Raw genomic sequence first — 11,876 nt, forward strand, 5'->3', positions numbered from 1 at the left:
CAACGCCAATAACGGTATTGTACCGGAACTGAACTCTACTGCAAATAGGAAGGAAGAAGATGTTTAGTCATACATGTCTTTGTTGCTCACACACCTTACTCAGGCACATTCGCTCTCACCAAGTCTACTGGTTTTGTCCCCATTGTTACCAAGCTATGCCTGAATCCCTTGAACCATACTCACACCTGAATGCCTCCCAGCTTTTCGAGCTTTCTGTTGTAAAATCTTATAAAGTTGGCAGTAGCAAACGCGAAAAAGTACAACCCGTTCCTGAATTATGCCATGTCGCCTAGCTTGGCAATGAGTCGTTGATTAGAGCCTTTTATAAAATTATTAAAAATTGAATTCCCACCCTCAAAAAAAAATTAGCTAAGGCGAAACGGTTATCATCGATTTAAGGGAGAGCCAGTCAGGATGGTATCCTGAAATAAGCTAAACTCTTATTTCGTCCGGGGAATAGATTAGTAATGCCAGATAGTCAGCAATGGGGTGAGGTATCCACCTTAGTGTCAGGAACTTTCCCTGATTTTTCGCTGATCCTCCCCCTCTATAATGAAGAAAAAAGTCTTGGGGCTACACTGGAACACTTGCAGAGCATTCTCAAGTCTGTACCCTGTCAGTCGGAAATTATTGTCGTCAATGACGGTTCAACCGATCACACGGGTAAAATTTTACAACAGTATCCCACGATTCAAGTAATCCAACATGGAATCAATCGAGGATATGGTGCAGCACTAAAGACAGGAATTCGATATGCCAAATACTCGATTATCGCGATTACAGACGGCGATGGCACCTATCCGAATGAACGCATTCCCGACTTAGTAAAACTGGCAAATCAAGCCGATATGGTAGTTGGGGCGAGGATTGGAGCTAATGTTCGTTATTCCCGAATTCGCAAGATTCCCAAGTGGTTTCTTGTCCGCTTCGCCCAGTGGGTGACGAAGTATCGCATTCCTGATTTAAATAGTGGAATGCGTGTGTTCCGCAAGCCTGTGGTAGAACGTTTCTTGACGATTCTCCCGGATACCTTCAGTTTTACCACCACGATTACAATTGCCATGCTCACGAATAATTATATCGTCCATTATGAACCGATTGATTACTATCATCGAGTTGGCAAAAGCAAAATTAAGCCAATCCGCGACACCTTAGGGTTTATTCAGTTAATTCTCCGGATGGGTGTATATTTTGCACCCATGCGAATCTTTTTTCCGGTGGCAAGTTTATTCTTTGCTGGCTTCTTAATCTCACTGTTTCAAGATGTCTTTATTCGCCAGGATTTAACGGAATCGACTCTGATCCTTTTTGTTGCGGCTACCCAAATCGGTATGTTTGCGCTTTTGGCAGATATGATTGACAAACGCAGTAATCGGATATAGGCTATTCAGCCTTGAGATTGGGATACCTAAATTTCGCTAAAACTCTTACCAAGGATGAATGACTTACTGACTACTCTTTTGGTAAATCCTGATCTCCGGATTAATTTTATCAAAGTTGGAGTAAACGTACATACGATTGATATGTCGATAGCCTAATTCTTCATGATTGAGTAAATCCCATTGCGGCTTGGCTTTATACTGAAACACTAAATCGTAGTCGAGTTCTTCTGTCTCTAATTGAGAGAAAAATTCAGACTCAGGGGTATTGGCTTCAAAGCGACGACTATCATAGGCACTCGTGCCAATAATATAATCTGGATCTTTCTGCTTGAGAGTTTCCAGAGTCGGGCGCTTGAGACTTTCTGAGCTAAATTTTTCTAATCTGGGTAAATATTTAGCGTCACCGGCTCCTAAAATAAAATCGTTGGAGGTAATGGTTTTTGTCATCCATTGTTCAACAATGTATCGCGAATCATGGGTGATTAATACATTAACGGATGTGGTGTAAAAAAATGTATAAATAAATACAGCAATAATGGATAATATTTTAACTCGAAATAGCTGGGTAGATGAGTTGAGGAAATCCCCGATTAGCTTACCGCCAAAAAACGCCAAAATTAGACAGGCGGGAAACAGATAACGCAGCGCGTTATACATGACAATGCTGACAAAGAATAAATAATACGAGACAATCGGAATCAGTAAACAGAGGAGATAATAGTGTTTTCGTTGCCAAAACGCCTTGAGCAAACCCAGGATACAGAGTCCGGATAAAAGCCAGCCAAATGATACTCTAATATGCCTCAAGCTTTGCCAAAACATGATTAGGTGTCCCCAAAGACTGCGCTCAAATCGAGGACTGATGGTGGCGCCCCCTGAGGTAATATCATTGACATGAGCAAAGAAGCCATTTAAGTTAAATATAACGTTATGGATAGCGAGAAATAAGGCAAGTCCTACAGCTAAAGAAAGCAGAATTTTTCGGTCTTTCAGGGCGGTTTTTAGGGTGACGGCTGGATCACGTTGCTGCAAATACCGATAGTGCTGCCATACTATAAAGCCAGAGGTTAAGATATAGAAGGCATAGGCTTGGTCTTTGGTGGCAACCGCGATCGCGGCTGTTGCAGCAAATAATACATAATCCCTAGTTTTTTGCGCTTTTAAGATGCGGATATAAAAGAATAGAGATAGCATGAACCAGAATAAATAGGGAATATCCAGGTTAATTGTTTTTGCATAATAAATAAATGGTAAATTTAAGCTAGCGATTACTGCTGCGAAGAACGCTGATTGTTGATCATAGAGTTCTTGTCCAAGTTTATAGACAATCCCTAAAATCCCGGCGGCTAGGATCAGACTGAGGACTCTGCCGATATAAAATAACAGGGTATAGGTGGGTAAACTATAGACATTTACGACACCCAGTTTATGCAAGAGCAAGACAGGGGAATAGAAAACTGTGAGGATATAAAAATGAAAGGGTGGATACTTATAATGCCATCCATTGGCAAATCCTTGTTCCACGGCTTCCAACACTCGTATCGGCGTAAGTTCATCCGCCGCCCAGCCGTTAAAACTGGGTAACCCCCAGTTAATTCCCCAAAGGTTAATCAATAGACTAAAAATCACTAAGCCGCAAAAGGCTCCATTAACAAACGCCTTTGATGGTACAGCAATCTTCAACTGATTATCCTCCCTGCCGTGATTTCCATTTGAGTCATTATAGTGTAGGATTGCTAAGGATCTATTCCAACAGGCTGAGTCATCGATTTTAGGTATGAAGGTTAAGGCAACCCCCCGTAGCCAGTCATTTTCATCTATCGCCCGGTTTTTGGCTGTTGCCCTGGTTTTTGGCATCGCTTATACTCAAGATCCCATCTATAACTCACCCGATAATCAGAATACTAAGTTTTTACAAGGTTTAGCGAAAGCCGGTTATGGGTTGTTGTCAGAAGACTGGCTGGCGAATACGATTGATCCGTTGCCGGCTTTTAGTTTTTTAGTCCAGTTTACCTATCAGTATATCCATCCAAAATGGATGTTTTATGGGTATTACATCCTTATTTTCGGGGTGTATGCCTATAGTATTTTGGGGATTGTCAATCATGTCTACAAGATTGGCTATTCCGGGTTGAAGTATTGGGTGTTTTTCACGGTGTTTATTGCGCTGCACACGGTACATATCAAAGTGGGACATTTTGATACGGGCTGGCATTTTCATGCGGGTGTGGCGGATCAATTTATTCTGGGACAAGTGTTTCAGCCGTGTAATTTTGGCGCGTTTATCCTGTTGTCGATTTGGCTGTTTCTGAGTCGGAAACCGTTTTTGGCGGTATCGTCGTTAGCGTTGGCGACGACGTTTCATCCGACGTATTTGCCGAGTGCTGCTATCCTGACGTTATCGTATATGGGGGTTATTTTAAAGGATGAATTCAATAGTCGGAAGGCGTTAGCGGTTGGTGTTTTATCGTTGATTCTGGTTTTACCCGTTTTTTGTTATATGTATTTCACCTTCAGCGCTACGAATCCGGAGATTTGGCGCAAGGCGCAGGAAATTATTGTTGAGTTTAGAACGCCGCACCATTCGTTACCTGAGGTTTGGTTGGATAATGAGGTGCCTTATATTCAGGCGGGGATAGTGGCGTTGGCGGTTTATTTGGTGCGGCAAACAAAGCTGTTTCTGGTGTTGCTGTTACCTGGGATGATGGCGATAGGGTTAACGGTGGCTGAAATTCAGTTGAATTCTGATACGTTGGCGTTTATCGCGCCTTGGCGATTGTCTGTCTTTTTGGTGCCGTTATCGAGTTGTATTATTGGTGCGGGTTTGGTTTCTTGGGCGTTTGAAGACTACCGTAATCCGATGATTCAGCATCAGCGGTTGGTGGCGCGGGTGACGTTATTTATCCTATCGGTTTTGGTTTTGGCGGGGGCGGTGGAGCAGGCTATTTCGTTTTATGGGAAGGATAAGACGACGCCGATGATGGAGTTTGTGAAGCAGACGAGAGTATCGGGGGATGTTTATTTGGTTCCGCCGGATAGTAAGCGGTTACGGAAGTTTCGGTTATATACGGGGGCGCCGATTTTGGTTAATTTTAAGTCTCATCCGTATAAGGATAGGGAGGTGATTGAGTGGTATAGTCGGCTGCAGTTGGCTCAAGGGTTTTATGGAGAGGGGTGTCGGGTTTTGGGGGAGTTACGGGATAGGTATCGGATTACTCATGTTGTTTTGGAGCGCGAGCAGTTTGATTGGGGGTGTGAGGGGTTGGAGGAGTTGTTTCGCGATGAGCATTATGGGGTGTATCGAGTAGGGGCTTGGTTACCAAGCCCTTACTAGACATTTGGCGTCTAAGACGGTGAATTTTTGGGTGTGAAAGAGGGTACATTGGCGAATTAAGGGGGGGAGGGCTAAGGGGATTTCTTGTTCTAATTTCAGGCTGGCTTCTGTGGCGACATCGGGAAATTGTTGTATCCATTTGTTGTGGGTGATGTAGTCGGGGGTAAAGGCGGATTGGTCGATTAGCCAAAAGTCTATATAGTGTTTTTGGATGAATGTTTTGATCTCGTTGGCGTCAGGGCTGTATTGAGCGCGAATTAAGTTAATGGCGCGTTGGCGCAAGGGGAGGTAATAGCTGAGATGATAGGGGATGGCGTATTCCCAACTGACTAAAATTGAACGGTGGGTAAAGGTGGGGAGGTTATCGGTTTCTGGGGATAGGGAGGCGATAAGGCTATCTTTGGGTTGATGGGTGAAAAATTGGTAGAGTTGAGGTGCTGTTCCGATTTCGTAGGCGGTTTTGGGGAAGTTTGGGACGAGGAGGGGGTAGAATAGTAGGATTCCGGCGAGGATTGTGGCGAAACCGATGGCGAGGATTTGGGTTTTCTGGAATAGTCCATGACATAAGATGGTTAGGGCGATTCCTGTGGCGATGGGAAGTAGGAGTCGTAAAGTGTGTTCAGTGTAACGACTGGGTAAATGGAGGTGGAAGAGGAGTAAATGGGCGGTAAAAAATAGAGTCAGGGAGATGAGGAGAATTTGGGGGAGGAGGATGATTGAGGGGTGAATCTGTCGAGTTAGGGGGAAGTGTTGGGGAATTTTTCCGAAACAGGGTAATAAGAGGGCGGCGTATAGTAAGATGGGAAGGGATTGGCGTCGAGGGAGAAGTCCACTGCGATCGCCGTTTAACCAGAAATCCCAGAAGTTATCGGTAAAAAAGCTGGCTCGCCCCCCCGCCCAGAATTCTGGCATATCCTTGGCTTGCGTGGCGGTAATAATTGGCTCAAAGTCGGATTGGGTGAGGGCGTAGGGTAACATTACCAAAAATGCTACGAGTAAACCCGCCGCGCTGAAGTAATAATCCTTCGTTTCACGCGACAGTCGCAGTTTCCCCCTTTGCCATTTCCCCAACTGGAGAATTAATAGTCCACTGGAGATGAGGACACTTTGGGGATAGAACCATCCTTGCAGCGCGATCGCACCTAAACTGGGAATTAGCGATCGCTTGATTAGATAATACCAGAATCCGAGGAGTAATGGGTAGACAAATGCTCTGGGTGTGGCGGAGACTAAATCATCCCGCATCCACAGGGTTTGATTGACGAGCAGGGAACTAATAAATCCGGCGATGGGTAGGGGGAGGAGTTGTCGGGTGAGGGCAAAGGCGTAAATTGTGGTGATGAGGGTGAGGAGTAGGGGGAGGAGTTTACTCAGGGTTAGGGGTGCGATTCCTAGGTTGGCGATGAGTTGGTAGAGGGTTTTGTAGCCGACGGGAGCGACGGTTTGGAAATAATCGGCAATGGTGTCATTGGGGAATAATTGGGAATCTATATATCGCTGCATCCAAAAGACGTGTTGTCTGGCGTCATCTTGGACGATATAAGGGGAATTGAAGGCTTGTTTTAGGGCTAATAGGCTATAACTGGTGGCAATGATGAGGCTGAGAGATAACCAGAAAATTACTCTGGGTTGGGATTTGTCATTTGTCATTCGTCATTTGTCATTCGTCATTTGTCATTCGTCATTTGTCATTCGTCATTCGTTATCATAGCTGTAGTTATTTTATTACCTTTTTACCGTTCTACCTGTCATTTGTAAATTTGCCAAAGCCATCCTAATTCATAGACGGGTTTTATTTGATAGGGGGATTGCTGTTCGAGTTCAGCACGTAAGTTATTGGTGGGTTGAAATAAGAATACATTGCTAAATTGATTGAGATTGTCGGGAAGTGGGGGGGCTTCGATTACTATTAATTGGATTTCGGGGTTGAGCCAATAACTCAGCGATGTGGTTCTCACGACGCTGCTACTGATGACTAAGGGGGTGGGAGATTGATTGACAATCCGAGCGACTTGTGGGTCATAGTAGTTGGTGTATTTGTTCCACCAGGTTTCGGATTGAGAACTTACCGCACTGGATAAAATGCCTAGGGAGATTAAAATAATGGTTGCCACTTGCCACAGTTGCTGTTGTCTAGTTTTGGCAAAACTGGGAGTTATTTTGACGCTGAGTAAGTAAGCTACCGCTAACTGAATCCCTAAAAAACTAGGGATGAGGTAACGGGCAATTGTTGAACGTTGTCCCCGCCCTAGTAAATCGGGTAAGGCTAAAGGAAGTGCGGTGATACTGATTAAAATTAGGACAAATAACCAATCCTGTTTCGGGGTGGTGCGAATCAGAAAATAGATGGCGTAAGCTACTAGGAGTAGAATCGGGATGACGAGATAGGTTAATGGATAGTTAAGCCCAAATTGTCCATTATCCATACCATAGCGAATATCGAATAGTTGCTTATCGTAGCTAATTTGCGGATCAAAAAATACGGCAGCTAGATTAAATATCCAGCGTTTGAACAGAATCCATAGTGGGATATCTTTTGATGTCCAACCTGTGGCTCGAACTTCGCGAATTAAGACGAACCAGGGTAAGAATATTACTATTGCTCCGGTTAAGGCGAACAGATATGCCTTGAACTGTTGAGTTAACCGCCAGCGATTCATGGCGGCGACGTAGATGGCTTGAGCGATTAACACCAGAAATGAGAGTAAATGGGAATAGAGTGCGAGTGACAGAGTTACGGCATAAATCCCCCAATTTCCTGGCGTTTTCATTCGCATGGCTCGCAATAAAGCGGCACAGGATAGTAATATAGTTACTGTCCACAAACTATATTGCCGTGCTTCTTGGGCATAGAGGATATGAACCGGAGAAACGGCAATCAGGGAAACGGCAATCCATCCGGTTATCGGAGATGCAAATAACTCCCGACATAACCAATACATCGCCGGAAATACCAATAGACTGATGAGGGCGGATAAACTGCGAGTGACAGAGGGAGTATTGCCAAACCAGCGCACCCAGAAATGAGCCATTAAATAATATAACGGTGGATGCTCTGATTTGTTGACTAATGCCTTCATCGTATCGCTTAAGCCGTTTTGAGGGCGAGGTTGCAGATAATCCTGTAAGGCTTTAACTTGAATTATCCCGCCGTTGAAGTTATCCTGACTATAGTCTTGAATGGTATGTCCAGAGACGCGAACTGATGTATAAATTTCATCCGTCCAATAGACCTTTTTTCCTAGGTTGGCGAAGCGGAAAAATAAACCTAAGATGATGGTTAGTGCCACACAAGCTATTATGACATGATGACGAATTTCTTTCATGTTCTCACTCTAACTTCCTGCCGCTGCCTTAGAAGGGCGGGTTTAAGGCACCCCGGCTTTCTTTATTCAGCAATCCCCATAATACATTGCGCGTCTAGAACCATCAAAGCATCCGTATCGAATACACTACACTGTGCTGTAACTTTAGACAAGGCGGGATTTATTCCTACCTGTAACTGAGTAATCGCGGCTTTCGCTGGGGGATACTGCATCAACCAATTACTCCCCAAAATATAGTCAGGTGTAAAAGCGGCACGATGCACTAAAAAAAAGGTGACGCCATAGCGTTGAATAAACTGTTGTACCTGAGATAAGTCTGGACTATACTGAGCCTGAATTAAATCAATTGCCCGTTGCCGAATCTGAGTATAGTACCCGACATGATAGGGAATCGCATACATTTCACTGACTAAAACCGGCTGCTGGGAAAACGTCGGTAAATTATTAGCTTCTTCATCAAGGGAAGCAATCAGACTCGGCTGCGGTTGTTGAGCTAAAAATTCATATAAACTGGGATATTGACCTTGTTTATATCGAGTCAACGGGAAACTCACAAAACAGGGATAGAAAATAAGTATCATCCCCAAAACTGCCGTAACTGCCCAAGCCAAGTATCGTCTAGAGGGGCGAGAAGTAACCCTTGCCCAATAAACCAATGAATCTACAACTACCACAAACGCGATCGCACTCGCTAATGCCATAACAATTCGCAGGCTATGGGTAGTATACCGAATCGGCAGATGTAGCCTAAACAAGAAAACGTGGGCGAGAACAAATGTCACACCAGCCGTTATCACCATCTCCGGTAAAATAACCACACCCCTCGTCACCTGCTTAACCAAGCGAAAGCGGGAGGGATAGCGCCACAGCACTGGTAAAAGCAACCCCAGATACAGTAACGGCGGTAGAGACAATCCCCCCAAAAAACTACTACGCTTGCCAAACAGCCAAAACTCCCAAGGATTCGCATCAAAAAAAGGGGTTCTCCCCTCAGGCATAAACTCCGGTAACCCTCTCGCCGCAGACGCCGCGATCGCAGGACCAAATTCACTAGACTGTACAGTGTAGGGTAGCAATACCAGAATCGCCACCGCCAATCCCAACCCAGCCAACCAATAATCCCAGCGATTCGGTGAAAGCCGCCATCGCCCCCCTTGCCAGTCTCCCATCCGCAAAATCAGGATTCCCGCACAGATCAACACATACTGAGGATAGAATACCCCCAAAAGCGCGATCGCACCCAAACAAGGAAATAATGAACGCCGCAACACATAGTACAAAAACGCCAACACGATTGGATAAACAAACGCTCTTGGCGTACCCGAAATCAGAGTATAGGTTGTCCAAAGATTTTGATTCAGCAATAGAGACGCCGTAAATCCAGCAATTGGCAGAGGTAACAATTCCCAACCAATACCAAAACAGTAACCCGTAGTAATCACCCCCAAAACAGTCGGCACCAGCTTATTAAATACCAGTGGATTCATCCCCAAACCTGCCATAATCTGATACAGCGTCGCATACCCAACTGGAGCAACCGACTGATGATAATCGGCAATTAAATCATCAGCAAATAACCCCGACTCCAAAAACCGTTGCATCCAGAACACATGCTGTCTAGCATCACTATCCACCAAATAGTCACTACTAAACGCCTGCTGAAGTGCCAAAAGACTATAAACCACAGAAAACGTCAAACTAAGACTCAACCAAACGATAATCTGAGAACGAGATATCTTATTCGTCATTTGTCATTTGTCATTTGTCATTTGTCATTTGTCATTTGTCATTTGTCATTTGTCATTTGTCATTCTTCAATAACTAATACCCAAACAATCCGCCGACAAAACAACCAACCCCTCCCCCTCAAACACCCTACATCCTTCCATCCTCTCCACCAAAACCGGAACCCCTCCCCCTGCCAGACTCAACCTCGCCCTCGTCGCCGCCGACTCATACTCTTGAATCCAACGATTACCCATCACATACTCCGGCGTAAACGCCCCCCGTTCAACTAACCATAAATCAACCCCATACCGCCGAATAAAATCTTGCACCCTTCCCTCATCTAAACTATACTGAGCCTCAATCAAATCAACCGTCCGCTGATACATTTCATTGTAATAATCCAAATGATAAGGCAACGCATAACCTTCCCCCCCGACTAAAATCGTCCGCTGGGCAAACGTCGGTAAACTATTCGCTTCCTCCGTCAACGAAGCAATTACCGTATCCTTCGGTTGTTGTTGTAAAAACACATAAAGTTCCGGCATAGTTCCCACCGTGTAACGACGAATCGGAAACGGATAATCATGCGCTTGCAAAATACTGGGATAAACCAAAAGAATAGCCATCAAACCCCCCGTAAACCCAACCCCCAAAAGCGGTTTCCCTTTAGTTTGAGCCACCTGTAAAACTGTATCCAATAAAATAGTCAGCGCCACAGCCGCCGCCAACGCCACCAAAATCCGTAAACTATGTTCCGTATACCGATTCGGAAGATGTAGCTTAAATAGAAACAAATGAGCCGCGACAAACATGGCAATCGATACCAACAGCATCTGAGGTAACAGCCAAATACCCCCACTCACCCGTTTAACTAAAGGAAACCGAGAGGGATAGTTCAACAGAAACGGCAACGAAAAACTCACCCAAACCTGTGGCGGTACTAAAAGAATCGAATACTTTGCCATCAACCGACACCATTCCGTCGGTAGCATCCCACTACGCTTACCACAAACCCAGTAATTCCAGGGGTCATCATTAAAAAAACTTGACCATCCTTTAGCCGAAAAAGCAGGTAAACTCCTTGCTTGTGTTACCGTAATTACAGAACCAAATTCTGACGGGTTTAAATAGGGGAAAAGAACCACAAATGTGACTGCCAATCCCCACCCACAGAACCAATAATCTGAGCGCACTGGCGATAACTGAAACCGCCCTTGTTCCCACCGCCCTAGCTGAACAATCAACAAAAAAGCCACAATCAAGACACACTGAGGATAAAATACCCCCAAAAGTGCGATCGCGACAAGGGTTGGCAGTAACCATCGTCGCAACCGATAATATAAAAAAGCGAGAAATAGGGGATAGACAAACGCTACAGGTGTTGCCGATACTAAATCATCTCTCATCCAGAGATTTTGATTTAATAGTAATGATGCGATAAACCCCGCCACGGGTACAGGCAAAATTTGTAGAGTAATACCAAAACAGTAGGCAGTAGCTACCAATCCTAACCCTAAGGGTAAAATCTTACTTAACGTCATCGGATCAATTCCTACTGCGGCAAAGATGCGGTAAAATGTTGCGTATCCCCAAGGTGCAACCGATTGAAAATAATCGGCAATCAAATCCCCAGGAAACAACTGTGAATCCAGAAACCGACGCATCCAAAACACATGCTGCCGCGCATCATCCTGCACAATATAGTCATGACTCAACGCCTCTTGTAGTGCCGGATATGCATAAATAGCGGCAAAAGTCAAGCTCAAACTCAACCAAAACACCTGCTGAGTGCGAGAGACTTTGCCCGTAAGTAGGTGGGAAAAGTTAAGGTTAAGGGCTCTTATCGTCATTTGTCATTTGTCATTTGTCATTTGTCATTCGTCATTTGTCATTCGTCATTCGTCATTTGTCATTTGTCATTTGTCATTCGTCATTTGTCATTCGTCATTTGTCATTTGTCATTCGTCATTTGTTGATTGTTCATGGTTCATTGGTCATTCGTCTTATGTGTAAAGCAATGTCCGACTATTTACCGCCACATTTGGCATACCCCATCAATTCTATTGATATCAATTGAACCGTAGGGGCGACCCGCTGCAAAAATGA

General features: G+C 44.6%; 9 protein-coding genes. 4 read left to right on the plus strand and 5 right to left on the minus strand.

All coding sequences use genetic code 11. The annotated features are described in order from the left end of the window. The first annotated feature begins 467 nt into the window (after window positions 1-467). Window positions 468-1,382 carry a glycosyltransferase family 2 protein gene (locus RIG27_RS25935; protein WP_446350010.1) on the plus strand — a complete coding sequence of 305 codons (915 nt, stop codon included), beginning with the start codon at window positions 468-470 and terminating at the stop codon, window positions 1,380-1,382. Between the two features lie 63 nt (window positions 1,383-1,445). Here RIG27_RS25935 and RIG27_RS25940 read toward each other — a convergent pair whose 3' ends face one another. Then, a complete protein-coding gene (locus RIG27_RS25940) occupies window positions 1,446-3,065 on the minus strand; it encodes an ArnT family glycosyltransferase (protein WP_446350012.1) in 1,620 nt (539 codons plus the stop codon). 94 nt (window positions 3,066-3,159) lie between these two features. On the opposite strand from RIG27_RS25940, the gene RIG27_RS25945 reads away from it, so the two are divergent. Continuing rightward, a complete protein-coding gene (locus tag RIG27_RS25945; protein WP_446350014.1) occupies window positions 3,160-4,716 on the plus strand; it encodes a DUF6798 domain-containing protein in 1,557 nt (518 codons plus the stop codon). Here RIG27_RS25945 and RIG27_RS25950 read toward each other — a convergent pair. Then, the gene (locus tag RIG27_RS25950) at window positions 4,699-6,366 is read right to left on the minus strand and encodes a hypothetical protein (RefSeq protein ID WP_446350016.1); all 1,668 of its coding nucleotides are present in this window, start codon (window positions 6,364-6,366) and stop codon (window positions 4,699-4,701) included. The genes RIG27_RS25945 and RIG27_RS25950 overlap by 18 nt on opposite strands. On the opposite strand from RIG27_RS25950, the gene RIG27_RS25955 reads away from it, so the two are divergent. Next, window positions 6,346-6,474: a hypothetical protein gene (locus RIG27_RS25955; RefSeq protein WP_446350018.1), complete on the plus strand. Its 129-nt coding sequence runs from the start codon at window positions 6,346-6,348 to the stop codon at window positions 6,472-6,474. The genes RIG27_RS25950 and RIG27_RS25955 overlap by 21 nt on opposite strands. Here the strand turns inward: RIG27_RS25955 and RIG27_RS25960 are convergent. The 3 genes from RIG27_RS25960 to RIG27_RS25970 all read right to left on the minus strand — a co-directional run bounded on the left by RIG27_RS25960 (window position 6,465) and on the right by RIG27_RS25970 (window position 11,620). Further along, a complete protein-coding gene (locus tag RIG27_RS25960) occupies window positions 6,465-8,042 on the minus strand; it encodes a glycosyltransferase family 39 protein (protein ID WP_446350020.1) in 1,578 nt (525 codons plus the stop codon). The genes RIG27_RS25955 and RIG27_RS25960 overlap by 10 nt on opposite strands. A 62-nt stretch (window positions 8,043-8,104) precedes the next feature. Next, the gene (locus tag RIG27_RS25965; RefSeq protein WP_446350022.1) at window positions 8,105-9,790 is read right to left on the minus strand and encodes a hypothetical protein; all 1,686 of its coding nucleotides are present in this window, start codon (window positions 9,788-9,790) and stop codon (window positions 8,105-8,107) included. Between the two features lie 66 nt (window positions 9,791-9,856). Next, the gene (locus RIG27_RS25970; RefSeq protein WP_446350024.1) at window positions 9,857-11,620 is read right to left on the minus strand and encodes a hypothetical protein; all 1,764 of its coding nucleotides are present in this window, start codon (window positions 11,618-11,620) and stop codon (window positions 9,857-9,859) included. Between the two features lie 14 nt (window positions 11,621-11,634). Between RIG27_RS25970 and RIG27_RS25975 the strand changes: the two genes are divergently transcribed. Continuing rightward, window positions 11,635-11,847: a hypothetical protein gene (locus RIG27_RS25975; protein ID WP_446350026.1), complete on the plus strand. Its 213-nt coding sequence runs from the start codon at window positions 11,635-11,637 to the stop codon at window positions 11,845-11,847. Window positions 11,848-11,876 lie beyond the last annotated feature (29 nt).

The sequence above is a fragment of the Coleofasciculus sp. F4-SAH-05 genome, from assembly GCF_040222985.1.
Lineage (GTDB): Bacteria > Cyanobacteriota > Cyanobacteriia > Cyanobacteriales > Coleofasciculaceae > Coleofasciculus > Coleofasciculus chthonoplastes.

Excerpts from the sequence above, each read along its gene's own strand:
- RIG27_RS25935 (WP_446350010.1), top strand. The coding sequence starts at position 468 with ATGCCAGATAGTCAGCAATGGGGTGAGGTATCCACCTTAGTGTCAGGA.
- RIG27_RS25945 (WP_446350014.1), top strand. The coding sequence starts at position 3,160 with ATGAAGGTTAAGGCAACCCCCCGTAGCCAGTCATTTTCATCTATCGCC.
- RIG27_RS25950 (WP_446350016.1), bottom strand. The coding sequence starts at position 6,366 with ATGACAAATGACAAATCCCAACCCAGAGTAATTTTCTGGTTATCTCTC.
- RIG27_RS25960 (WP_446350020.1), bottom strand. The coding sequence starts at position 8,042 with ATGAAAGAAATTCGTCATCATGTCATAATAGCTTGTGTGGCACTAACC.
- RIG27_RS25965 (WP_446350022.1), bottom strand. The coding sequence starts at position 9,790 with ATGACGAATAAGATATCTCGTTCTCAGATTATCGTTTGGTTGAGTCTT.
- RIG27_RS25970 (WP_446350024.1), bottom strand. The coding sequence starts at position 11,620 with ATGACGATAAGAGCCCTTAACCTTAACTTTTCCCACCTACTTACGGGC.